Raw genomic sequence first — 23,114 nt, forward strand, 5'->3', positions numbered from 1 at the left:
GGGCTGCAGCGGGGACGCGATCAAATTCAAGGCTTTGCGTTTAAACGTCTTTTCCCGGCCAGGCGATCGGCCGGGACGCCGCGCGATCATGCACGGCCACGGTTGTTCTTTGGTTAACGAACGATGAGCGCCGGTGCGTGTCAGCCGCCCGGGCCATTGCCGGAATCGATCGCCTCAAGTTCGCGCGGCTGGAAGAACGCCACGATGCGCCCGCCATGAGGGGTGATCTCGGACCACTTCTTTTCCGGAAAATCGATCACGGCGAGGCTCGCCGTGGGGTATTCCGTCGCGATGGTGTCGATCAGCGCCGGATTGCCGGTGCCGACGAGCTCCACGGCCGTCTCCTGCAGCGTCGGGTTGTGCCCGATGATGAGGAGCACGCGCGCGGTGCCGCCGAAGGCGCGGATCACGTCGATATAGTCCGCCGGGCCGCTGTCGTAGAGATCGCGCGACAGGCGGATATCCATTTCCCTGTCGAGATAGGGCAGCAGACCCGCCAGCGTCTCGCGGGTGCGCCGGGCTGTGGAGCACACGATCCGTTCCGGCAGCAGCGCATGGGCGGCGATATGGCGGCCCATCAGCGGCGCGGCGTGGCGGCCGCGCGAATTGAGCGGCCGGTCGTGATCGTTGAGGCCCGGCACGTCCCACGAGGACTTGGCATGACGAAGCAGCAGAAGGCGGGGCATACGGACGATGGTCCTCTCGTTGGCTGCCGGCCGGGATTTTCGGGTCCGGGACCTCGGGTCCGCGTCTCTCGGGACCGGACGGCCCGGGCCCGGAGCCTTGCACCGGACATTCGATTCCGGCGCAGGCGTGTGGTCCGGCCGCCCCGATGCTCGCCGCCGGCTCCTGCATTTGAAGGTCTCAGGACTGGGCGGCGCTGTCCAGCGATAAGCGTCGCTCTGCAATTCCTGCGCGATGGCCGCTTTTGCAACATTGTGCCGGGGCGATGTCGTCGCTATAAGGAGCGCGCCTTGAGCCCGAGCCGAGGAGCGCCATGGCTGTAGAAATCGATGACGACTATCGCCCCATCGAGGGTGAGCCGTTCATGAACGAGCGCCAGCGGGAATATTTCCGCAAGAAGCTGCTGACCTGGAAGGACGAGATCCTCAAGGAAAGCCGCGAGACGCTCAACCACCTCCAGGAAGAAAACCAGAACCATCCGGACCTCGCCGACCGTGCATCCTCGGAGACGGACCGTGCGATCGAACTCCGGGCCCGTGATCGCCAGCGCAAGCTGATCGCGAAAATCGATGCCGCCCTGAAGCGCATCGAGGACGGGACCTACGGGTACTGCGAGGAGACCGGCGAACCGATATCGCTCAAGCGCCTCGACGCCCGTCCGATCGCGACGCTGTCCATCGAGGCGCAGGAGCGTCACGAACGCCGCGAGCGGGTCTATCGCGACGACTAGAGGATATCCCGTTCCGATCGAACCGATCTGAACGACGGGAAATCGGTCCGGCCTGAATGCTTGAGCCGCCTGCCCCGACCGGATGGAGCTGTCCGGTCGGGGCAGGCGGTTTCTTTATGTGGACCGATGGCGATGCCGCCGCTCGGTCAGCCCTCGATCCGCGGGTGCGTGATCGGGCGAGATGGATCGAAGCCGTCGTCGGGCCGTCCGTTGTTGTCCGGCCGCCGGCCTGTCAGGGCCAGCGCGGTTCGGAGCGGCCTCCGGCGGGCGGGGTTTCGGCCGGCTTTGCCGCCGGCTCCGGCGCAGCCGCGGGGCTGGGCCTGCGCAGCGGCGGCGGTCCCGGATCCGGTCGGGTGGCGCGAAGGGGGATGCCGTCGCCCGGTGCAGGCATCGCCTGTTCGGCGGTTGGCGGACGCGGTGGCGCATAGGGGTTCGGCGGCCAGTCCGGCGTTTCAGGCTGCGAACCGGCCGGCGGCGGGACCTCCGGGTATGATGGTGGCGGCGGCGCCTGATGCGATGGCTTCGCCATGCTGGCCGGCCGCGGCGCCGCAGGGGGCGCGACCGGTGCCTGAACCGTTGCAGACGCCGGCTTCGCAACGGGTGGCGGCTTGTAGGCCCGCGCCTCCGGCGTCACGCCCGCCGGTATCTCGGACGCTGCGACGTTCTCGACCACCAGATCGCCGCCCGGGCCTCCGACCAGCAGCAGGTGCTCGGCGCCGTCGCGCCGCACGAGCACGAGGCGGCGGCGGTCGTCCACGGGCAGCACCTCGACCACGGAGAGCCGGCGGCCGCTGCGGAACGACGATCGTGCGCCCTGCAGCCAGCCAATCAGCCGGAACACGACATAGATCGCGCCGAGCGCGATGGCGGCTGCGACCACCATCTGCAGCAGCCGCGCCGATGCGGGCGAAAAGCCGAATTCCTCGAACCAGCCGCTCATGTCCGATGCTCCATCGCCAACGGAAGTGCCGCACGGTATCCTGATGTCCGGCCGGCGCGTTCCCGGCCGGACCAGCTAACCGAATCGAAAGACGGCATGCTAGAGGCTGCTGGGGCGATGCGGCGGAAAACACCGACATTCCTTCAAGAGATTGAAATCGGGGCGATTTCTTGTCGGCCGGCGCATCTCGTGCCCGTCGGGGCGAGGCAGTGCGGCATCGCCGGCCGCGCGAGGCGGCCCGGCAGCCACGCGCGCCGTGGCGTGCGACGGCGGCAAGTCGAGGGCGGAGAGGCATCATGACGAGCGCCGGACACGGAGCGGCAGGCCGCGGGATCGACCATGCCGGGCGACGCGGCAGCCTGCTCCTTGCGTTCGGCCTCGCCGCCGTACTGGCAGCGACGGCGGCGCTTCTCCTGCTGATGTCGGCCGACGAGGCCGAGCCGTACCTGTTGACGGTGCTCGGCATTCTCGCGGTCGTGGGCGTGTTCTCGCTGTTCGCGGCGTCTGTCGGGCTTCTGCATTTCGGTGAGGCCGAGCCGGTGTCGGCCCTCGCCGCGGCCGTCGCCGATGCCGTCGGCGAGGCCGTGCTCGTGTGCGATGCCGTCGGGCGGCCCGTCTACGGCAATGCCGCCTATCGCGCGCTCTGCCAGGCCGCGCCATCCGCACCGGCGGGCGCACTCCCGCCGCTCGACCGGCTGCCGGCCGCCGATGACGAGACCGTCGAGGCGATCCACAGGCTCACGGCGGCAGGCCAGGCGGGCGAGCCCGCCGAGGCGGAAATCCGTCTCTCCCGCATCGCCGACCCCGCGGGCGGGCCGCCGCACGCCTATCACCTCGCGGTTGCGCCGCTGCGCGGCGGCCTGGAGCGGCTGGGCCTGCACGTCTGGCGGCTGGAAGCGGGCGCGGCGGTGTCGCAAGGTCCCCGGCAAGACGTCCGGCCGGATTCGCGACAGGATCCGGAAATCGGCTTCCTGGACCTGCAGAACGCCATCGACTTCCTGGATCGAGCCCCGGCCGGCTTCTTCTCGGTCGATGCCGCCGGCCGTGTCGTCTTCCTCAATGCCACGCTCGCCGACTGGCTCGGTTACGATCTCGCGCACTTCGAAGCCGGCATGATTCCGTTGGGGCAGTTGGTGCGCGGCGACGGCGTCGCGCTTCTCGCGTCCCTCTCCGGTCGCCCGGGGGACAGCCGCACCGAGACCGTCGATCTCGATCTCGTCACCCGCGCAGGCAATCCGCTGCCGGTCCGGCTGCTGCACCGGGTGACCTTCGGGCCGGACGGACGTCCCGACAACTCGCGCACCCTCGTCGTGAGCCGGGCGGCGGGGGCGGAGGCCTCCGAATCGCTCAGGGCGGCGGAGGTGCGGTTCGCGCGCTTCTTCAACAACGCACCGGTCGCGATCGCCTCACTCGACAAGGATGGCCGCATCGGCCGCACCAACGCACCGTTCCTGAAGCTGTTCGGCGTACTCGCGCATCCGGTGCCAGGCGAGGAGCGTCCGCGGCTAGCGGATGCCGTCGTGGAGCGAGACCGGCGCGGCCTTGCCGAAGCCCTCGACGGGGCTGTCCGCGGCCGGGTTGCCGTTGCGCCCGTCGATGCGACGCTCGCCGGGGCCGGCCAGCGCTCGGTGCGCTTCTACGTCTCCGCCGTGCAGGAGGCGGTGCAGGGCGGAGACCGGGACGCGGACGACGAGGTGGCCATCGTCTATGCGCTGGAAACGACGGAGCAGCGCGCCCTGGAGGCCCAGTTCACCCAGAGCCAGAAGATGCAGGCCATCGGCCAGTTGGCCGGCGGCGTCGCCCACGATTTCAACAACGTCCTGACGGCCATCATCGGTTTTTCGGATCTCCTGCTGGCGAGCCACCGGCCGACCGATCCGTTCTTCCAGGACATCATGAATATCAAGCAGAACGCCAACCGGGCGGCCGGCCTCGTGCGCCAGCTTCTGGCGTTCGCCACCCGGCAGACGTTGCGCCCGGAGCGCATCGTCCTGACCGACGTTCTGGCCGATCTCACCATCCTCCTCGACCGGCTGCTCGGCGAGCAGGTCGATCTCAGAGTCATCCACGGCCGCGATCTCTGGCCGGTGATGGCCGACGTCAACCAGCTCGAGCAGGTCGTCATCAACCTTGCCGTCAACGCCCGCGACGCGATGCCGGAAGGCGGCACGCTGACGATCCGCACCTCCAACCTTCCCGCAGTCGAGACGAAGGCGTTCCAGGGCGGGCGCAGCTTCGGCGGCCAGCCGCTGCCCGCGGCCGACCACATTCTCATCGAAGTCTCCGACACCGGCACCGGCATGAGCGCCGAGGTGATGGACAAGATCTTCGAGCCGTTCTTCTCCACCAAGGAAGTCGGGAAGGGCACCGGCCTCGGCCTTTCGACGGTCTATGGCATCGTCACCCAGTCCGGCGGGCGCATCACCGTCGAGAGCGAAGTCGGCGCCGGAACGGTCTTCCGCATCTTCCTGCCGCGGGCGCGCGCCGAAGCTGGGCGGGCCGATGGGGAGCGAACGGGCGCAGGCGAGATCGCCGCGGCCCGCCGGGTCCGGCGTCCGGTGTCCGAGGCGGTCGAGGTCGCGCAGACGCACGCGGACGCGGCAGGCACTGCGCGCATCGAGGCTCGGACGAAGGAACCCGCAACACCGACGCCACAGGAGTCCGGCATCGAGCCGCCGGCCGCCAGCGGCGCCGCGACGGCCCCGACCAGCACCCCCTCCGACGCCGAAAAAGCCGCGGCCGATCTCACCGGCAGTGCCTCGATCCTTCTCGTCGAGGACGAGGAGGCGGTGCGGGCGTTCGCGGCTCGCGCGCTCGCGTCGCGCGGCTACACCGTCCATCAGGCGTCGACGGGCGCCGAGGCGCTCAAGGTCATGACGGCGGCATCGGGCGGCATCGACCTCGTCGTCTCCGACGTCGTGATGCCGGAGATGGACGGGCCGACCTTGCTGCGCGAATTGCGCAAGACGCGACCGGACCTGAGGATCGTGTTCGTCTCCGGCTATGCGGAGGAAGCCTTCGCCCGCAACCTGCCCGAAAACGAGCACTTCAGCTTCCTGCCCAAGCCCTTCACGCTGAAGCAGCTCGCCACCGCCGTGAAGGCCGCGCTGGCGGACTGATTGCCGCCCGCCGGCCTCCGGATGGGCCGAGTTCCAGCCGCGGATGGCGTGTCGTTTGCAGGGATCGCCGAAAAAGCGCCGTCGCTGTGATGAGAACATATTGCGAACAGGAACAAAAGAGGTACACTGAACGCAGTTTGAAACCGCCCCTCCGCCGTGAAATAAGGAACGCGCTATGAGCCAAGCGAATCTGCGCCTGATTGAGGGATCGTCGATGGATAAGAGAAAAGCGCTCGATGCGGCGCTGTCGCAGATCGAACGTTCCTTCGGCAAGGGATCGATCATGCGGCTCGGTCAGGGCCAGGCGGTGGAGGTCGAGTCGATTTCCACCGGATCGCTCGGACTTGATATCGCGCTCGGTATCGGCGGCCTGCCGAAGGGGCGCATCGTCGAGGTCTACGGACCGGAATCGTCCGGCAAGACGACCTTGGCGCTCCATGTGGTGGCGGAGGCACAGAAGAAGGGCGGCGTGTGTGCGTTCGTGGACGCGGAACACGCGCTCGATCCGCTCTATGCCCGCAAGCTCGGCGTGGATATCGGCGACCTCCTGATCTCGCAGCCTGATACCGGCGAGCAGGCCCTCGAGATCGCCGATACCCTCGTGCGCTCCGGCGCGGTCGACGTGCTGGTGATCGATTCGGTCGCGGCGCTGACGCCCAAGGCCGAGCTTGAGGGCGAGATGGGGGATCAGCTTCCGGGTCTCCAGGCCCGCCTGATGAGCCAGGCGCTGCGCAAGCTCACGGGCTCGATCTCGCGCTCGAAGACCATGGTGATCTTCATCAACCAGATCCGCATGAAGATCGGCGTGATGTTCGGCAGCCCCGAGACCACCACCGGCGGCAATGCGCTCAAGTTCTATGCCTCGGTCCGCCTCGACATCCGCCGCATCGGCGCGATCAAGGAGCGCGACGAGGTCGTGGGCAACCAGACCAAGGTGAAGGTCGTCAAGAACAAGCTCGCGCCGCCGTTCCGCGAGGTCGAGTTCGACATCATGTACGGGGCCGGCGTGTCGAAGACGGGCGAGCTGCTCGATCTCGGCGTGAAGGCCGGCATCGTCGAGAAGTCCGGTGCCTGGTTCTCCTACGACAGCCAGCGCCTCGGGCAGGGCCGCGAGAATTCCAAGCAGTTCCTGCGCGACAACCCCCAGGTCGCCAACGCCATCGAGGCGGCGATCCGCCAGAATGCCGGCCTGATCGCCGAGTCGATCGTCGGTCACGGAACCCCTGAGGCCGAGGACGACGGTCCGCCGGAGGAATGACGGCGACCGTCGTTGGGATGGCGGTTGCGTTCGCGTGCCGGCACCTGCGGCGTCGTCGAGCCGAATTGCCGTGCGGCGGTCCCGCCGGCAGGGGTGACAGGCCGGCGGCGGGACGCTACAACCGCCCCGGCTGGTTATCGTTTCCGGTCGCCGGGCCGGGCTCGCGCGTGCTTCCTAGAAGCGGCTGGCGTCCTTATCCCGGCGCTCCCGATCGCGGACCTGTCCTTGGCCTGAATGCGCGCGGCATGCCTGCCGCGCGCTGACTTTTGGAGCGCGGTCCACGACATGAGCGGCAGCGGCGTCAACGAAATCCGATCGACCTTCATCGATTATTTCGCCGGTCACGGCCACGAGCCGGTGCATTCCAGCCCGCTCGTGCCGCGCAACGACCCGACATTGATGTTCACCAATGCCGGCATGGTCCAGTTCAAGAACGTGTTCACCGGGCTCGAGACGCGTGCGACGCCGCGCGCCGTGACCGCGCAGAAGTGCGTGCGGGCCGGCGGCAAGCACAACGATCTCGACAATGTCGGCTACACCGCGCGGCATCACACCTTCTTCGAGATGCTCGGCAATTTCTCGTTCGGCGACTATTTCAAGGAACGGGCTATCGAACTTGCCTGGAACCTCGTCGTCGGTGAGTTCGGTCTGGCGCGGGACCGGCTGCTCGTCACCGTCTACCACGAGGATGAGGAGGCAGCGTCGCTGTGGCGGCGTATTGCCGGGCTGCCGGACGAGCGCATCATCCGCATCGCCACCAGCGACAATTTCTGGGCGATGGGCGACACGGGGCCGTGCGGTCCCTGTTCCGAGATCTTCTATGACCACGGTCCGGAGGTCGCCGGCGGTCCTCCCGGATCGCCGGACGAGGATGGCGATCGCTTCATCGAGATCTGGAATCTCGTGTTCATGCAGTTCGAGCAACTGCCCGGTGGCAAGCGTGTGCCGCTGCCGCGGCCGTCGATCGACACGGGCATGGGCCTCGAGCGTGTCGCCGCCGTGCTTCAGGGCGTGCACAACAACTACGACATCGACCTGTTCCGGGCGCTGATCCGCGCGTCGGAAGAAGTGACCGGCGTGCGCGCCGAGGGTCCGAATACCGCTAGCCACCGCATCATCGCCGACCATCTCCGGGCGAGCAGCTTCCTGATCGCCGACGGCGTGCTGCCTTCGAACGAGGGACGCGGTTACGTGCTCCGGCGGATCATGCGGCGCGGCATGCGTCACGCCCGTCTTCTCGGCGCGCGCGAGCCGCTGATGTACCGCCTCGTGCCGACGCTGGTGCGCGAGATGGGGCAGGCCTATCCGGAACTCGTGCGCGCGGAGGCGCTGATCTCCGAGACGCTGCGCCTTGAGGAGACCCGCTTCCGCCGCACGCTCGACCGCGGCCTGACCCTGCTCGACGAGGCCTCGAGCGGCCTCACGCCCGGTGCCTCGCTCGATGGCGAGACGGCGTTCCGGCTTTACGACACCTACGGCTTCCCGCTCGATCTCACGCAGGACGCGCTCAAGGCGCGGGGCGTGGGGGTCGATCTTGCCGGCTTCGATGCCGCGATGGAGCGCCAGCGCGCCGAGGCGCGTGCGGCCTGGAGCGGATCGGGCGAGGCGGCGACGGAAACCGTCTGGTTCGTGCTCAAGGAGCGGCTCGGGGCGACGGAGTTCCTGGGGTACGAGACCGAGCAGGCGGAAGGCGTGGTGTCCGCGCTGGTGGTCGACGGCCGCGAGGTTGAGACGCTGTCGGCCGGGCAGTCCGGCTTCGTCGTCGTCAACCAGACGCCGTTCTACGGCGAATCCGGCGGTCAGGTCGGCGATACCGGCATGCTCCGCGCCTCCGGCCTCGTCGCGAAGGTGACGGACACGCAGAAGCGGGCAGGTGGCCTTTTCGTCCACGCCGTCAGCGTCGAGGAAGGCGAACTCACCGTCGGTAAGGCGATCGAACTCGTCGTCGATGGCGCGCGCCGCTCGGCGATCCGCGCCAACCATTCGGCCACCCATCTGCTTCATGCCGCGCTGCGCGGCGTGCTCGGTCATCACGTCGCCCAGAAAGGTTCGCTCGTTGCGCCGGATCGCCTGCGGTTCGACTTCTCTCATCCGATGCCGATCTCGGATCACGATCTCGCGGAGATCGAGGATCTGGCCAACGCGGCCGTACTTCAGAACGCACCGGTCACCACGCGGCTGATGGCGGTGGACGAGGCGATCGAATCGGGCGCGATGGCGCTGTTCGGCGAGAAGTACGGCGACGAGGTCCGCGTGGTGTCGATGGGCACCGGCGGCACGGGACGCCCCTATTCGGTCGAGCTCTGCGGCGGCACCCACGTTTCGCGCACCGGCGATATCGGCCTCGTTTCGCTCGTGTCCGAAAGCGCGGTTGCGGCAGGCGTGCGCCGGGTCGAGGCGCTGACAGGGGATGCTGCGCGTCATCACCTCGCCCAGCAGGACCGCCGGCTCAAGGCGCTCGCCGCCATCCTGAAGGCGCCGGTCGCCGAGGTGGTCGAGCGCGCGTCGGCCGTCGTCGAGGATCGCCGGCGGCTCGAGCGCGAACTGGCCGACGCCCGTCGGCGGCTCGCCCTCGGTGGTGGGGAGGCCGGCAGCGGCTCCGCGTTGCGGGACGTCGCCGGCACGCGGCTCGATGCCCGCGTCGTGACCGGAATCGCCCCCAAGGACCTCAAGAGCCTTGCCGACGAGAGCAAGAAGGCGGTTGAGTCCGGTATCGTCGCCATCGTCGGTGTCGCGGACGACGGCAAGGCCGCCGTCGTGGTCGCTGTGACGGACGATCTGACCGGCCGTTTCGACGCCGTACAACTGGTGCGGGCCGGCGCCGCCGCGCTCGGCGGCAAGGGCGGCGGCGGACGCCGCGACATGGCCCAGGCCGGCGGCCCAGATGGACAGCAGGCTGCTGCTGCGATCGCCGCCATCGAGGCCGAGATTCGTCAGGCCGCGGAAGCGGCCTGACACGAGACTTCGCCTGACCGCTGCGGGAGGGCGCCGACATCGCGGGCGGACGGGGCCGCTTCCCCGCCGCTGCGGCTGGCAGGCCCAGCTTGGGCGATGTCAAACACGCTCGTCCGGCGCGATTCGACCACAATCCTCCCGCCCCGCGCGGTGAGACCCGGACCACTGGCCGCCGGCGTCGCTGACCCTGTCGCCTATTCCTTGCTCCATGCCGGGTTGCCACCAGTCCGGGCTATCCCAGCCGGCGAAGCGCCGATGCCGTCGCGCGATCGGGCATTGGCCCAGGCGAATCGCCATGATTCGTGCGGTTCGATTCGGCTCCCGCGGTGGTGGCGGTGCCTTTATCCCCAGCCATTAATCTCTTATTAACCAGCAAATCCGGCGACTTATCGCGGTGGCGGGCGCGTTCGTGACGTCCCTTTGTCGTCATAATCCGCCTTGGGGCCGCCATTTTGTTGCCTCGTCGCAACACTCGTTTCAGATCGGTTCCACAAACCCGGCCGGGCCTGTGTTTGCGATTGAACGGGCCGGGGCCACCGGTATGGTCTCTCTCAGCGGAAGCGTTCGCTGCTGCGGCAACACGGGTTTTGGTCCGGTCTGTCGTCATCGATCCTGACGCGCGAAAGTGCGGCAACAGCGTAACCATCCATCGGCTTGTCCGGCGCGGGTGGCGACCGAATGCCAGAAACGAAATGAATGGAGATCGTCACATGAAGATCAAAGGCGTCGTCCTTGGCGTTGCCGGCGCGTTCGCGGTGACCGGTGCGCAGGCTGCGGACCTTCCCGTCGCTGCTGCTCCGGAGCCGGTTGACTACGTTCGCGTCTGCGACGCGTTCGGCACGGGCTTCTTCTACATCCCCGGCACCGAGACCTGCCTGAAGATTTCCGGCTACCTCCGCGCCGAGTACGACGTGGGTATCACGCAGAGCGACACCGCTTCGTTCGGCAACCTGCAGTACAACGACAAGGATGTGAACGGCTACCGGTTCCGTGCCCGTGGCAACGTCCGCTTCGACACGCGCACCAACACCGAATTCGGCCTGCTGCGCACATACATCGAGACCAACTTCCAGATGGACAATGCGAACAGCTCGTCCGTTTGGCTCGATAAGGGCTACATCCAGTTCGGTGGTCTGACCGCTGGTCAGGCTCAGTCGATGTTCGACTTCTTCACCGGTGTTGGCTACAACTCGATCTACGAGCCGGCCCACTCCGATACCAGCACCAACCTGCTGGCCTACACCTACGCCTTCGGCAACGGCTTCTCCGCCACGCTGTCGCTCGAAGACGCCGGCAACCGCGAGACCGCTCTCGTCGACCCGACCGCTCCGGGCACCAACTACTACGGTGGCCAGAAGTATCCGGACGTCGTCGCGAACGTCCGCGTCGATCAGGGCTGGGGTTCGGCTCAGATCATGGCTGCCGGCCACTCGGTCAACGTCGACACCGCCCTGGCGTCTGTCGGCACCGGCTCCAAGTACGGCTACGCCGTCGGCGCTGGCGTGACCGTCAACCTGCCGTTCCTCGGCGCTGGCGACACCTTCAACCTGCAGGGCGTCTTCACCCAGGGCGCCGTGAAGTACGCTTCGCCGCAGTCCTACGCGGTGTTCAACACGGGCGGTGGCTCCACCTACACCACCCAGATCCCGGACGCCTTCGTGAACCCGTTCTCGGGTGAGGTCGAGCTGACCACTGCTTGGTCGGTTGCCGCCGGCATCCAGCACTACTTCACCCCGCAGATCTACGCCGCGATCGATGCCTCCTACCTCGGCTCGAACGTGGACCTGCCGACCGCCTCGAAGGTCGACCTGAACAACTACAACGTGACCGGCACCATCGGCTATCAGCCGGTCGCTGGCCTCGAGTTCGGTGCCGCCCTCGAGTACGTGAACATCTCGCCCTCCAACAACGACCTCTCGGGTATCCTGAAGAGCGAGAACTCCCTGATCGGTCTGCTGCGCATCCAGCGCAACTTCTGATCCAAGCCATCGGCTGAACCCAAGTTCAGCTCTGTTACAGGAGCCCGGCGGAGAAATCCGCCGGGCTCTTTCCGTTTCTACGGCCCGTCTCTGTCGCTCACTTTGGAGCCTTCCTGCCCGGCCGGCGCAGAAGCCGCCGCTGGCGAGGTCGATATCGTTCGCTGGTGCGCCGATCCCCCGTGACGCGACGGCGGTTGCCGGTCGTGCGGCGGATGCGGTCCGCAAGGTGTTCCTTATGTCCGCGACGGTTCCCGGCGTTCAGGAAGATTTCCGTGCGGTCCGGGAGCTTGCATGGTCTGGGCGATGCCGCGAATGCCGGTGGCCAACCCGCGTCGCGACGAGCACGGCGGGGGAGGGCGGCCCGGGAGAGCGCCATGAGAAGGGCGGTGTCGGCGGACACGCCAGACAGCCGGGCGAGGCTTGACCCGGCGGGGAAAAAATCGTCAATCGAAGCCACGCGGACGAGCCGCGAGATCCGCGGTCCGGAGCGGTTGGTATGCGGCCGGCGGATGGCCGTGACACCGATGCCCGGAGGCGCGGTCGGGGCGCCAGCCGGCTGAAGCATCGCCACACGCGCCGATGGGCGAGTGATGCGGACGGGCTGCGTCTTGCCAGGACATGATCAGGAGACGACGGACGTGCGGGAAGCCAAGGCTGAGAGCCTCATCAAGGGGGCGACGGGCGATTGGGAGGTCGTGATCGGCATGGAAGTCCATGCCCAGGTCACATCCGAATCGAAGCTGTTCTCCGGCGCCGCGACGCGGTTCGGCGCAGCCCCGAATTCCCAGGTCTCTCTTGTCGACGCCGCGATGCCCGGCATGCTGCCCGTGATCAACGAGGCCTGTGTTCGGCAGGCCGTGCGCACCGGTCTGGGGCTGAAGGCGGAGATCAATCGTCGGTCGGTGTTCGACCGGAAGAACTACTTCTATCCGGACTTGCCGCAGGGCTATCAGATCTCGCAGTACAAGTACCCGATCGTCGGCGAAGGCGAAGTCGTGCTGGACATGCTGAGCGGCGAGACGGTCGTCGTCGGCATCGAGCGCGTCCACCTCGAGCAGGACGCCGGTAAATCGCTGCACGATCAGCACCCGACGATGAGCTTCGTCGACCTCAACCGCTCCGGCGTCGCGCTGATGGAGATCGTGTCGAAGCCCGATCTGCGCTCGTCGGAAGAGGCCCGGGTCTATCTGTCGAAGTTGCGCACGATCCTGCGCTATCTCGGCACGTCGGACGCCGATATGGAAAAGGGCAACCTGCGCGCCGACGTCAACGTCTCGGTCCGCCGCCCCGGCGGGCCGCTCGGCACGCGCTGCGAGATCAAGAACGTCAATTCCATCCGCTTCGCCGGCCAGGCGATCGAATACGAAGCGCGCCGCCAGATCGCGATTCTCGAGGATGGCGGTTCCATCGACCAGGAAACGCGGCTGTTCGATGCCCGGCTCGGTGAGACCCGTTCCATGCGGTCGAAGGAAGAGGCGCACGACTACCGCTACTTCCCCGACCCGGATCTGCTGCCGCTCGAACTGACGGAGGCGTTCATCGCCGATGTCGCGGCGGGCCTGCCGGAACTGCCGGACGAGAAGCGGGCGCGTTTCATCGCCGATTACGGCCTCTCGGGCTACGACGCGAGCGTCCTGGTGTCCGATCAGGCCTCCTCGGACTATTTCGAGGCCGTGGCGAAGGGGCGCGACGCCAAGCAGGCGGCGAACTGGGTGATCAACGAGCTGTTCGGGCGCCTCAACAAGGAAGGGCGCGCCATCGCGGACAGTCCGATCGACGCTGCCTCGCTCGGCACCATCCTCGACCTGATTTCCGAAGAGGTCATTTCCGGCAAGATCGCCAAGGATGTGTTCGAGATCGTGTGGCAGGAAGGCGGTGATCCGCGTGCGGTCGTCGAGGCGCGGGGGCTCAAGCAGGTCACCGACACCGGAGCCATCGAGGCGGCGGTCGATGCCGTGATCGCCGCGAATCCGGACAAGGTGACGCAAGCGCTGGCGAAGCCGACGCTGGCAGGGTGGTTCGTCGGCCAGGTCATGAAGTCGACCGGCGGCAAGGCCAATCCGCAGTCGGTCAATGCCATCGTGAAGGCGAAGCTCGGCATCGAGTAAGCCGATCCGCGATTTTGGTGGAAGGCCCGCCGCGCTCGGCGGGCCTTTTTTTTCGCTGAGGCGGGTGCGCTGCCGGCCGGCCGTGCCGGTTCAACTCCCGCCGAGTTGGGGCCGATGCCCGGCCATGGCGCCGTGGGGCCTGGCCGGCCGGCGCCGCGGGTGCAACCCGCGGGCGGACGCCGAAAGTTTGATCTATCCGGGGCACGCGCCAGCCGGCTGGTGCTATTCAGACGGGGCAGCATCTGTCAGCGGTCGGGCGAGGTTCCCCCACGTGCGCGCGGATATTTGGTCCACCCGTCCGCAAGCGCACATATCGATTGAACCGATGACGGCCAAGCTGCGTTAATGGAGGCAACTGCGACATGCGGCCGGCCGGCGTCGGCCCGTCCTGGAACGCAAGGAGATGATGATGGCGGATCAAAAAGGCGCGGCCGAAGGCGTGAGCGCGGAAGACGTGGCGGCCGAGTTCGCCACCCTGAAGGCCGATATTGCACGGCTTACGGAAACGGTTCGCGCCCTTATCGCCAACGAAGCCGAACATGCGGCGGGCACCGTGCGCGGCCACGCCCGCGCCGCCGCGACCAAGGCGGGGGAGGCGGTTGACCGGCTGGCGACGGAAGGCCAGGCGGCAGCGCGGGAAGCGAAGATCAAGGCCGGCGAGGCGGCGACGGATCTCACGCATCTCGTCGAGCGCAATCCCATCGGTTCGGTCGCCGCGGCATTCGGCATCGGCTTTCTTATCGGCCTGCTCACGCGCCGCAACTGAGCCGAACGGCGCCCGCATCGCCGCCACGCCCCCGTTAGAGCGCTTTCCGATCGGATGGAATTGTCCGGTCGACAAGAAATTGCGCCAGATTCAATGGCTTGAGCATATCCTTGTCGTTCAGATCCGTTCGATCTGAACGGGAAATGCTCTAGGTCGCCGCCCACGCCCGAGCGGGCTGTGTTCGGCGGCAGGCGCGGCGGTCTCGGTGGCGGTAGAGCGGATCGCTTTGAGGTTGGGTCGGCCATTCGGTCCGCAGCAACGCGCTCCGGATTAAACAGCTTGAGCGTCGCCCGGCCGGTCTGACCGTTCGGACCGGACAGGGGATGGGGTTTGGAGGCTGCGGGCTCCTCGGCGGAACAATCATCCGTCACATCGGAATTGGGGATCATCGGCATGACGAAGCAGGGCATGATCGGGCAACTGCTCGGTGCGGCGTTGAACCGGGCGGTCGGACCGATCATCGCTTTGGGTCGGGCGCGCGCCGAGGCCATGGCGCAGCGCGCGATCACGATTGCCATCGGCATCGCTGTCGGCGGTGTGCTGGCGGCGATCGGCGTCGTTTTCCTTCTGCTGGCGGTGACGATCTACGCGACGCCCCATCTCGGGCCGGCCGGCGCGGCGGCTGCGACGGGAGGCGGTGCGCTCGTCGTGGGCCTGATCGTGATCCTTGCGGTGACGTCGCGTCGACGCGCGCCCCCGCCACCTCCGGCCGCATCGGCGGGGGTCGACGCAGTGTTCGCCGCCGCCAGCGATCTCGGGCGCTCGGTCCGCGAGAAGGCGGAAAAGGTGGCGGACAGCGATGCGGCCCGAACGGCGAAGTCGTCGACCGCCGTCGGCTTGGCGCTTGCGGCGCTCGTGGCGGGCATTATCGTCGGGTTGCGGGGATAGCGTAAGCCCACTCGGGGTGGGATGGTGTCCCGCGAGAACGCGCTAGAGCGCTTTCCGATCTGATGGAATTGTCAGGTCGACAAGAAATCGCTCCAGAGTCAAAAGCTTGAGCATATCCTTGTCGTTCAGATCGATCCGATCTGAACGGGATATGCTCTAAGCCCGGCGGTTCCTCATGGTGCCCCGGTCCGCGCGCGGCCGGCCGATCACCCTGATCTTCCCGCTGTTGCCGCCTCCGCAGAACAACCGGTCTGCGCCATCGGATTCCAGCCCCGAGACGATCTGGCCCACCGGCAAGGCGAGACGCGCGGTCACCGCGCCGCTTTCAGGATCGATGCGGCGCACCTCGCTGGTCTCGTCCTCCCACGTGCCATGCCAGAGTTCGCCGTCCACCCAGCTCACGCCGGTCACGAAGCGATCCGAGTGGACCGTGCGCAGCACCGCGCCCGTTTCGGGATCGATCTGGCAGATCGTGCGGTCGCGATATTGGCCCACCCAGAGCGTTCCCTCCGCCCAGGCGAGGCCCGAAGCCATGCCACCGCCCGGCGCCGGAATGGTGTTCAACACCGCACCGCTATCGGGGTCGATCTTCCGGATCATGGCGCCCGCGATCTGGAACAGGTGTGTGCCATCGAACGCGGTGCCGGCGTCGGCCGCGATGTTCAGCGCGCCGGCGATCTCCCCGGTGTCCGGGTCGAGCGCGTTCAGCCTGTCCCCGGAGGCGAACCAGATGTGCCGGCCGTCGAAGCTGACCCCATGGACGCTGGCGACGCCCGGAAAAGGGCCGTACTCGCGCAGAATCTCGATCTCGTCCGTCTGGTTCTCGGCCTCGTCGCGGCGATCGTCCGCCGAAAGGCTTTCGACGTCCCCGGTCCGCTCGTCTCCGGTCGGCATCTCGCTCGGCCCTCCCTCGCCAGATCCTCCGGGATCGATCCGATCCGAGGGAGGAGACCATCCGGCAGTTGCCCGCGCCACGGCATTTTGCGCCCGTGGCTTCGGCTCGCCTGTCGAGCAGAGCGCCCGCCGGGTCCTGCTCTATCCGTCCGCGAGCGGTGCCGAGAGTAACATGCTTGTCGGGAAACCCGGCACGGTCGCCATGGTCCACCGGCAGGCGCGACCCCCGCCGAACGACTGCACCTTGCCGGCCGCTGCGAGCGCCTCGAGCGCGCGCTGAACGGTTCGGGGACTGATGTGGAGCGCGAGCGCCAGCGCGGAACTGGACCAAGCTTCGCCATCGGCGAGGAGCGCCAGCACAGCGCCGTGGTCTCCCTCCACCGGCGGTGCAATGACGGCGACGGATCCGGCGGCGCGCGGCCTCAGCACGAAGCCGCGTCTGGTGGCGCTCGGCGCGCCGAGCGGCGCGAGCGCCTTGCGCAGGCGGCCCATCTCGACACGCAGCCGAGCGCGATGCGATTCGTCTGCCTCCCGGCCCCGGAAGGCGCGTGCGACGAGCGCCTCTCGCGAGGCGTCGCCCGGCCAGTGCTCGGCGAGTGCCCGGACAAGCGCAAACAGAACCGGCCGTCCCGCGAGCGAGATGGCGGTCCCGCGCCGCCGCACGGCACCCCGGCAGGCATCGATCACGAGCGCATCGGATGCCAGCAGGTCCTCCACCTCCGAAAGCGCGAGGTCGCGTTCTCCATCGCGTGAGATCAGCCGGGCGGCGGGGGCGTCGAGCATGTGCCGTGCCCGTTCGACCTCCGCCTCCAGGGCGGGAATGCGGGCCGCGACGGCGGCATCCCTTGCCCTGTCGAGCGCCCTTCGCGCCGGCTCCGCCTGGATGCGCCGCATGGCGATGCCGGCCGCCACGAGCCAGTAGCCGGGTCGGGAGGCTTGGGGCAGCGCCGCGGCATCGAGGGCGGTCAGCATGGCCTCCGCCGCATCGAGCCGGCCGATCAGAAGCAGCCGACGTGCCTCCAGATAGCCGGCGTGGGCTGCATTGGCGCTGTCGCCGTGTGCCGCGAGTGCCGCCTGCGCGGCGGGAAGCGATATGGCCGGGTTGGTGAGGTCTCGGGAGACGAGGGCGATCTCCGCCTCGGCGAGGCGGCAACGCGCCCGTCCGAGCGGTGCGGAGGCCCCGAACGCCTGCGCGGCGCGCCGCAGCAGAGCCTTCGCCCGCGCGAGGTCGCCGAGTTGCGCCATGGCGATGCCGCGCAGTGCGAGCGCCTCCGGCTCGTCCCGCAGCGCAATCCGCTTCAGCGCCGCGAACGGGTCGCCGGCCGCGAGCGCGCGGGCCGCCTGTACCATCAGCGCATCCATCGCAATCCCGTCACGGTTGTCACTCCCGCCCGGTCGCCCCGCTCGCCTAGGGTTCATGCGTCGCCGCAGCGCGGCACATCGACAATCGGACGGGAGGCGGCAAATGACAACGGTCCCGGCAGCAGGCGCGGATCGGCGGGTCCCCGGAGCGGCCGGCAATCTGTCCGGCTGGCTCGCGCTCGCCGCCTCACCGGTCTTCGCGGCCATGGCGGGCATCGCTGCGGGCAATGCCTCTCCCGCCCCGTTCTGTTCCGCGGGGCAGGGCGTTCTGCCCCTCGACGGCATGGCTGCGATGTACCTGCTGATGAGCCTGTTCCACCTGCCGCCCTGGCTAAAGCTCGCGGCCCGCTTCAGTCGCAATGACACACCTCCAAACCGGAAGGAAAACGACCATGAACCAGATCGTCTCCCGTGAAGCCTGGATCGATGCCCGCAAGGCGCTGCTCGCGCGCGAACGGGCGCTGACGCACGAACTCGATGCGCTGCGCACCGAACGGCGGAACCTGCCGTGGACGCGCGTTGAAAAATCCTATGTATTCTCCGGTCCCGAAGGCCCCTGCACCCTGGCGGATCTGTTCGGCGATCGCAGCCAGCTTGCGATCTATCACTTCATGCTGACGCCGGGCTCGGACCACATCTGCCCTGGCTGCTCGTTCATCTCGGACCACATCGACGCCGCGCGGCAGCATTTCGAGCAGGCCGACCTGTCGTTCGCCGCCGTCTCGCGGGTGCCGCTGGCGCGGATCGACGCCGTCCGTGCCCGCATGGGCTGGGGCTTCCCGTGGGTCTCGTCGGAGGGAAGCGACTTCAACTTCGACTTCGGCGTCTCCTTCACGCCCGAGGACATCGCCGCCGGTCATGCGATCTACAATTACGGCACACCGATCCGCCGGAGCACCGACATGTTCGGCGCGAGCATCTTCGCGCGGGACGAACATGGCGCGGTGTTCCACACCTACTCGACCTACCATCGCGGTGCGGAACTGCTGATCGGCGCCTTCAACTGGCTCGATCTCGCCCCGAAGGGCCGCAACGAGGCGGGTACGATGAGCTGGGTGCGCCTGCACGACGAATACTGAGCCACCGGCAGGACCGGGCACCGGTAGAGCCGGCCGCCCGACCGCCAGCATCCCGGTCGGTGTGCGGTTCAGTCCCGGCGGTCCCGCCCGTCCGTCACACCGCCCGCAGGGTCCGGATCGGCCGGCCGGGCGTCAGCGCTTCGGCGCTCGCGGCGATGCTGCGGGCGTCGATGCCGTTGTGGCGATAGAGTTCGGCGATCGAGCCCGTCTGCCCGAAATGCTCGACACCGAGCGAGCGGGTGCGGTGACCATGAACCGACCCGAGCCACGCCAGCGTCGCCGGATGGCCGTCGATGACCGTGACGATGCCGCAATGGGAGGGAACGCCTTCCAGCAGCCGTTCCACATGGCTCGTCGCATGGGCGGTGCCGCCTTCGCGGGCGCGCTGCGCCGCCGTCCAGCCGGCATTGAGGCGGTCGGCCGAGGTGATGGCCAGAAGCCCGATGTCGCGGCGGTCCTCTGCCATCATCCCGACGGCCTCGATCGCCTCCGGCGCGACCGCACCGGTATAGGCGACGATCACCTGCGCGTTCGGTCCGGGCCGGCGCATCCAGTAGCCGCCGTTGACGATGTCCTCCGCCAGCTGCGGCGTGATCTCCCGCCGCGGCTGTTCGAGGCTGCGGGTCGAGAGCCGCAGATAGACGGAACCGCCCGTGGCGTCGCGCAGCCAGGTCGAGCCGTCCGGCTCGCCCTGGCCGGAGCGCTGCATGTAGGCGAACGCCCAGCGCATCATCACCGCGAGTTCGTCGACGAAGGCCGGCTCGAAGCTCGCGAGGCCGTCCTGCGCCAGGCCGATCAGCGGTGTCGCGATCGACTGGTGCGCGCCGCCTTCAGGCGCAAGCGTCACGCCCGAGGGCGTCGCGACCAGCAGGAAGCGCGCATCCTGGTAGCAGGCATAGTTCAGCGCATCGAGGCCACGTTCGATGAACGGGTCGTACAGCGTCCCGACCGGCAGCAGCCGCTCGCCGAAGATCGAATGCGACAGCCCGAGCGCGGACAGCATGATGAAGAGGTTGTTCTCGGCGATGCCGAGCTCCATGTGCTGGCCCTTCGGCGAGAACTCCCAATTGTAGGTGGACGGAATCCGCTCGGCCTTGAACAGGTCCGCCATCGCTTCCTTCGCGAACAGCCCGCGCCGGTTGACCCAGGCGCCGAGATTGGTCGAGACCGTCACGTCCGGCGAGGTGGTGACGATGCGCTCGGCGAGCGCGGTGCCGGACTTGCCGATCTCGTGCATGACGAGGCCGAACCCCTGCTGGGTCGACATCGAAGGCTGAGCGGCGAAGTCCAGCGCCTCCGGCACCGCGATCTCGGCGGCCGTGAACCGGCGACGGCCGCGCCGCGTGAACGGAACGGTATCCAGGAACGCCTGTACCGCCGCCTCGTCAAAGTCGAGCCCCTCGAACTTGTCCCATTCGTGGCCCGGCCGCACGTTCATCGCCGCGCGCAGGCCCTCCACCTGCGCCGGCGTCATCAGGCCGGCGTGGTTGTCCTTGTGGCCGGCGAGCGGCAGGCCGAACCCCTTGATCGTGTAGGCGATGAAGCAGACCGGACGGTCGTGGCCGCGCGCCGCCTCGAACGCCTCGATCAGCGAGGGCAGGTCGTGGCCGCCGAGATTACCCATCAGCGCGGCGAGGTCCGAATCGCTCCGCCGGCCAATCAGCGCCGAGACCGGCCCCTGGTCGCCGAGATCGTCCATCAGCCGCTTGCGCCAGGCGGCGCCGCCCTGGAACGTCAGCGCCGAATAGAGCTGGTTCGGGCACGCGTCGATCCAGTCCCGCAGCCTGTCGCCGCCCGGCTCCGCGAATGCGGCCTGCTGGCGCTTGCCGTGCTTGATGACGACCACATCCCAGCCGAAATTGCGGAAGATCGCCTCGAAGCGCGCCCACAGCCCCTCGCGCACCACGGCGTCGAGGCTCTGGCGGTTGTAGTCGACCACCCACCAGGTGTTGCGCACGCCGTGCTTCCAGCCTTCCAGCAGCGCCTCGAAGATGTTGCCTTCGTCCATCTCGGCATCGCCGACCAGCGCCACCATCTTGCCCGCCGGCATGTCGGGCTTCCAGCCCTTGGCCTGCACGTAGTCCTGCACCAGCGCCGAGAACAGCGTCTGCGCGACGCCGAGCCCGACCGAGCCGGTGGAGAAATCCACGTCGTCGACGTCCTTGGTGCGCGAGGGATAGGACTGCACGCCCTTGAAGCCGCGGAAGTTCTCCATCTTCTCGCGCGTCTGGTTGCCGAAGAGGTACTGGATCGCGTGGAAGATCGGGCTCGCATGCGGCTTCACCGCCACGCGGTCCTCCGGCCGCAGCGCGTGGAAATAGAGCGCGGTCAGGATGGTCGCGAGCGATGCCGACGAGGCCTGATGCCCGCCGACCTTCAGGCCGTCGCCGTTGTCGCGCAGGTGGTTGGCATTGTGGATCATCCATGTGCCGAGCCACAGAACCTTTCGTTCCAGCTCGCCCAGCATCCTCAGGTCGGCCATCGTCTCGCTCCCGTCATTTTGGGCGGATCCTAGACCGCGCACGAAGGCGAAACCGGCCAAACTTGCCTTCGCTGCCGCGCGTGATTAGCTGGATTCACCACAGATCGCTCTCAAGGTGACGAATCGTGCCAGATCCACAGCTCGATGCCATCGACCGCAAGATCCTCCGCGTCCTGCAGACGGACGGCAAGATCTCCGTGGCGGAGCTCGCGCAGAAGGTCGGCCTGTCGCCGTCTCCCTGCTCGCGGCGCATCGGGCTTCTGGAAAAGGCGGGCATCATCAAGGGTTACGCCGCCATCGTCGACCAGAAGAAGGTCGGCCTGCCGATCAGCGCGTTCGCCTCCATCAAGCTGGAACGCCAGCGCGAGGAAGACCTCGACCGTTTCGAGGAGATCGTCGCCCGCTGGCCGGAAGTGCTCGACTGCTACCTGATGACCGGCCAGCGCGACTATCTGATGCGCATCGTCGCCGCCGATCTCGAAGCCTATGAACGCTTCATCAAGGACAAGCTGACCCGCCTCGAAAACATCGCCTCCATCGAGACCAGTTTCGCCCTCGGCCAGGTGAAGCGCTCGGAAGTGCTGCCGCTGTCGTGACCGGCGCCGACCCGTCACCGATCCGTCGCCTCATGCCTGCACCCGCAAAGGCGGCGCGTCCGGGCGTCAGCGGCCTTGAACGGCAGGCTTGCGACGTCCGAACGACGCCACGATCGCCACCAGCATCATCCCGCCGGCGGCGAGAAAGGTCAGCCGCATTCCAGCGGCGATTTCCTGCGCGGACGCGCCGGCGATGTCCTCCGTCCCGGCGCCGAAGGCGAACACCGCGCCCATCAGCGACGCCCCCGCGATCAGGCCGATATTGCGCGACAGGTTGAGCGCGCCCGACACGGTGCCGCGGCTCTCCCCGGGCACGTCAGCCAGTGCGGCCGTGTTGTTGGCAGCCTGGAAAAGCTGATAGCCCGGCGTGAGAACGACGATGGCGAGAACATAGCCGGCAACGCCCGCCATGTTCGGCACGAACGCCAGCAGAAACGCCCCCGCCATCAGCAGCACGAGCCCGGTCGCGAGCACCCGGTGGCTACCCCACGCATCGACCAGCCGGCCGGATGGCATGCCGCTTAAGATGGAGATCAGCGGGCCGACCGCCATGACCAGACCGACGGTCCGTGCCTCCAGGCCGAGTCCGAGGCCGAGATAGAACGGGCCGACAACCAGCGTCGTCATCATGACCGCGGCGACGAGCACGTTGGCGACCAAGTTGGACACGAGGGCCCGGTCGATCGCCGTGAGCAGCCGGCCGCGCGTCGTCTTCGCCTTCGCCCGTTCGTTCGGCAGGGTCGTCACCGCCAGCGTCAGGGCGAGAACCGCCAGCGGCACCTGCACCCAGAAGATGCCGCGCCATCCCGTCAGCGGAATCAGCGCGCCGCCGAGCGTGGGACCGAGCGCCGTTCCGAGTGCCGAGACCGTGCCGAGCAGGCCCATCGCCCGCCCGACGCGCGCCTCGTTCGCCGTCTGGCGCATCAGTGCCATGGCGAGCGTCATCAGGAACGCGGCGCCGATGCCCTGCAGGCTCCGCGCGCCGATCAGCCACCACAGGTTCGGCGCCATCGCGCAAAACAGCGACGCGGCGGCGAACACGATCAAGCCTGCGACGAGCGACGGCTTCAGCCCATACCGGTCGCCGAGCCGCCCGGCGGCGATAACCGAAATCGTCAGCGCCGCAAGATAGGCGACGACGACCGCCTGCACCTGCGCGAACGGCGCGGAAAACGCCGCGGCCAGCGTCGGCAGCGCGATATTGGCGATGCTGGTGCCGAGTGACGCCAGCAGCATTGCCAGAGAAAGCGTGGCCATGCTCGCCGTCCGTTTCT

17 protein-coding genes are annotated in these 23,114 nt (G+C 68.0%); 11 read left to right on the forward strand and 6 right to left on the reverse strand.

The features are described from left to right. Nucleotides 1-140 precede the first annotated feature (140 nt). A complete protein-coding gene (locus BUF17_RS18480) occupies nt 141-686 on the reverse strand; it encodes a SixA phosphatase family protein (protein WP_073631491.1) in 546 nt (181 codons plus the stop codon). A gap of 311 nt (nt 687-997) precedes the next feature. Between BUF17_RS18480 and dksA the strand changes: the two genes are divergently transcribed. After that, nucleotides 998-1,414 (forward strand): RNA polymerase-binding protein DksA, encoded by a 417-nt coding sequence (gene dksA / locus BUF17_RS18485; protein WP_073631494.1) that lies wholly within the window; start codon nt 998-1,000, stop codon nt 1,412-1,414. 232 nt (nt 1,415-1,646) lie between these two features. Here dksA and BUF17_RS23415 read toward each other — a convergent pair whose 3' ends face one another. Next, the gene (locus BUF17_RS23415; protein WP_073631496.1) at nt 1,647-2,354 is read right to left on the reverse strand and encodes a flagellar biosynthetic protein FliO; all 708 of its coding nucleotides are present in this window, start codon (nt 2,352-2,354) and stop codon (nt 1,647-1,649) included. Between the two features lie 296 nt (nt 2,355-2,650). Here BUF17_RS23415 and BUF17_RS18495 point away from each other — a divergent pair, with 296 nt between their 5' ends. The 7 genes from BUF17_RS18495 to BUF17_RS18525 all read left to right on the forward strand — a co-directional run bounded on the left by BUF17_RS18495 (nt 2,651) and on the right by BUF17_RS18525 (nt 15,427). Beyond that, nucleotides 2,651-5,473 carry an ATP-binding response regulator gene (locus BUF17_RS18495; RefSeq protein ID WP_073631497.1) on the forward strand — a complete coding sequence of 941 codons (2,823 nt, stop codon included), beginning with the start codon at nt 2,651-2,653 and terminating at the stop codon, nt 5,471-5,473. Between the two features lie 175 nt (nt 5,474-5,648). Then, a complete protein-coding gene (recA, locus tag BUF17_RS18500; protein ID WP_073631499.1) occupies nt 5,649-6,731 on the forward strand; it encodes a recombinase RecA in 1,083 nt (360 codons plus the stop codon). Between the two features lie 285 nt (nt 6,732-7,016). Continuing rightward, nucleotides 7,017-9,686, forward strand: coding sequence for an alanine--tRNA ligase (gene alaS, locus BUF17_RS18505; protein WP_073631501.1), 2,670 nt, complete (start codon nt 7,017-7,019; stop codon nt 9,684-9,686). A gap of 710 nt (nt 9,687-10,396) precedes the next feature. Then, nucleotides 10,397-11,665, forward strand: a complete 1,269-nt coding sequence (locus tag BUF17_RS18510; protein WP_073631503.1) for a porin — start codon at nt 10,397-10,399, stop codon at nt 11,663-11,665. A gap of 638 nt (nt 11,666-12,303) precedes the next feature. Further along, nucleotides 12,304-13,773, forward strand: a complete 1,470-nt coding sequence (gatB, locus tag BUF17_RS18515) for an Asp-tRNA(Asn)/Glu-tRNA(Gln) amidotransferase subunit GatB (RefSeq protein ID WP_073631505.1) — start codon at nt 12,304-12,306, stop codon at nt 13,771-13,773. A 409-nt stretch (nt 13,774-14,182) separates the two neighbouring features. Next, nucleotides 14,183-14,539, forward strand: coding sequence for a DUF883 family protein (locus tag BUF17_RS18520; RefSeq protein WP_073631654.1), 357 nt, complete (start codon nt 14,183-14,185; stop codon nt 14,537-14,539). Nucleotides 14,540-14,917: 378 nt separating this feature from the next. Next, nucleotides 14,918-15,427 (forward strand): phage holin family protein, encoded by a 510-nt coding sequence (locus BUF17_RS18525; protein WP_073631508.1) that lies wholly within the window; start codon nt 14,918-14,920, stop codon nt 15,425-15,427. Nucleotides 15,428-15,583: 156 nt separating this feature from the next. Here BUF17_RS18525 and BUF17_RS18530 read toward each other — a convergent pair whose 3' ends face one another. Both BUF17_RS18530 and BUF17_RS18535 read right to left on the reverse strand, forming a co-directional pair. Then, nucleotides 15,584-16,321, reverse strand: a complete 738-nt coding sequence (locus tag BUF17_RS18530) for a Vgb family protein (protein WP_139282598.1) — start codon at nt 16,319-16,321, stop codon at nt 15,584-15,586. A 141-nt stretch (nt 16,322-16,462) separates the two neighbouring features. Continuing rightward, a complete protein-coding gene (locus tag BUF17_RS18535; protein WP_073631510.1) occupies nt 16,463-17,683 on the reverse strand; it encodes an HTH domain-containing protein in 1,221 nt (406 codons plus the stop codon). Nucleotides 17,684-17,786: 103 nt separating this feature from the next. Here BUF17_RS18535 and BUF17_RS18540 point away from each other — a divergent pair, with 103 nt between their 5' ends. Both BUF17_RS18540 and BUF17_RS18545 read left to right on the forward strand, forming a co-directional pair. Then, nucleotides 17,787-18,098 (forward strand): hypothetical protein, encoded by a 312-nt coding sequence (locus tag BUF17_RS18540; protein WP_073631512.1) that lies wholly within the window; start codon nt 17,787-17,789, stop codon nt 18,096-18,098. After that, nucleotides 18,076-18,762, forward strand: a complete 687-nt coding sequence (locus BUF17_RS18545; RefSeq protein ID WP_073631514.1) for a DUF899 domain-containing protein — start codon at nt 18,076-18,078, stop codon at nt 18,760-18,762. The genes BUF17_RS18540 and BUF17_RS18545 overlap by 23 nt, the downstream gene beginning before the upstream one ends. A 94-nt stretch (nt 18,763-18,856) precedes the next feature. Here BUF17_RS18545 and BUF17_RS18550 read toward each other — a convergent pair whose 3' ends face one another. Then, nucleotides 18,857-21,244, reverse strand: a complete 2,388-nt coding sequence (locus BUF17_RS18550) for a transketolase (RefSeq protein WP_073631516.1) — start codon at nt 21,242-21,244, stop codon at nt 18,857-18,859. 125 nt (nt 21,245-21,369) lie between these two features. Between BUF17_RS18550 and BUF17_RS18555 the strand changes: the two genes are divergently transcribed. Continuing rightward, nucleotides 21,370-21,840, forward strand: coding sequence for an Lrp/AsnC family transcriptional regulator (locus tag BUF17_RS18555; protein ID WP_073631518.1), 471 nt, complete (start codon nt 21,370-21,372; stop codon nt 21,838-21,840). 66 nt (nt 21,841-21,906) lie between these two features. On the opposite strand, the gene BUF17_RS18560 is transcribed toward BUF17_RS18555, so the two are convergent. Further along, nucleotides 21,907-23,097, reverse strand: coding sequence for an MFS transporter (locus BUF17_RS18560; RefSeq protein WP_244530951.1), 1,191 nt, complete (start codon nt 23,095-23,097; stop codon nt 21,907-21,909). Nucleotides 23,098-23,114 lie beyond the last annotated feature (17 nt).

Source organism: Pseudoxanthobacter soli DSM 19599, assembly GCF_900148505.1.
Classification (GTDB): domain Bacteria; phylum Pseudomonadota; class Alphaproteobacteria; order Rhizobiales; family Segnochrobactraceae; genus Pseudoxanthobacter; species Pseudoxanthobacter soli.

What these genes read in the sequence shown, in the direction of transcription:
- BUF17_RS18550 (WP_073631516.1), bottom strand. Translation starts at nt 21,244, where the DNA reads ATGGCCGACCTGAGGATGCTGGGCGAGCTGGAACGAAAGGTTCTGTGG.
- BUF17_RS23415 (WP_073631496.1), bottom strand. Translation starts at nt 2,354, where the DNA reads ATGAGCGGCTGGTTCGAGGAATTCGGCTTTTCGCCCGCATCGGCGCGG.
- BUF17_RS18560 (WP_244530951.1), bottom strand. Translation starts at nt 23,097, where the DNA reads ATGGCCACGCTTTCTCTGGCAATGCTGCTGGCGTCACTCGGCACCAGC.
- alaS (WP_073631501.1), top strand. Translation starts at nt 7,017, where the DNA reads ATGAGCGGCAGCGGCGTCAACGAAATCCGATCGACCTTCATCGATTAT.
- BUF17_RS18540 (WP_073631512.1), top strand. Translation starts at nt 17,787, where the DNA reads ATGACAACGGTCCCGGCAGCAGGCGCGGATCGGCGGGTCCCCGGAGCG.
- BUF17_RS18530 (WP_139282598.1), bottom strand. Translation starts at nt 16,321, where the DNA reads ATGCCGACCGGAGACGAGCGGACCGGGGACGTCGAAAGCCTTTCGGCG.
- BUF17_RS18520 (WP_073631654.1), top strand. Translation starts at nt 14,183, where the DNA reads ATGGCGGATCAAAAAGGCGCGGCCGAAGGCGTGAGCGCGGAAGACGTG.
- BUF17_RS18495 (WP_073631497.1), top strand. Translation starts at nt 2,651, where the DNA reads ATGACGAGCGCCGGACACGGAGCGGCAGGCCGCGGGATCGACCATGCC.
- BUF17_RS18545 (WP_073631514.1), top strand. Translation starts at nt 18,076, where the DNA reads ATGAACCAGATCGTCTCCCGTGAAGCCTGGATCGATGCCCGCAAGGCG.
- dksA (WP_073631494.1), top strand. Translation starts at nt 998, where the DNA reads ATGGCTGTAGAAATCGATGACGACTATCGCCCCATCGAGGGTGAGCCG.
- recA (WP_073631499.1), top strand. Translation starts at nt 5,649, where the DNA reads ATGAGCCAAGCGAATCTGCGCCTGATTGAGGGATCGTCGATGGATAAG.
- BUF17_RS18480 (WP_073631491.1), bottom strand. Translation starts at nt 686, where the DNA reads ATGCCCCGCCTTCTGCTGCTTCGTCATGCCAAGTCCTCGTGGGACGTG.
- BUF17_RS18510 (WP_073631503.1), top strand. Translation starts at nt 10,397, where the DNA reads ATGAAGATCAAAGGCGTCGTCCTTGGCGTTGCCGGCGCGTTCGCGGTG.
- BUF17_RS18535 (WP_073631510.1), bottom strand. Translation starts at nt 17,683, where the DNA reads ATGGATGCGCTGATGGTACAGGCGGCCCGCGCGCTCGCGGCCGGCGAC.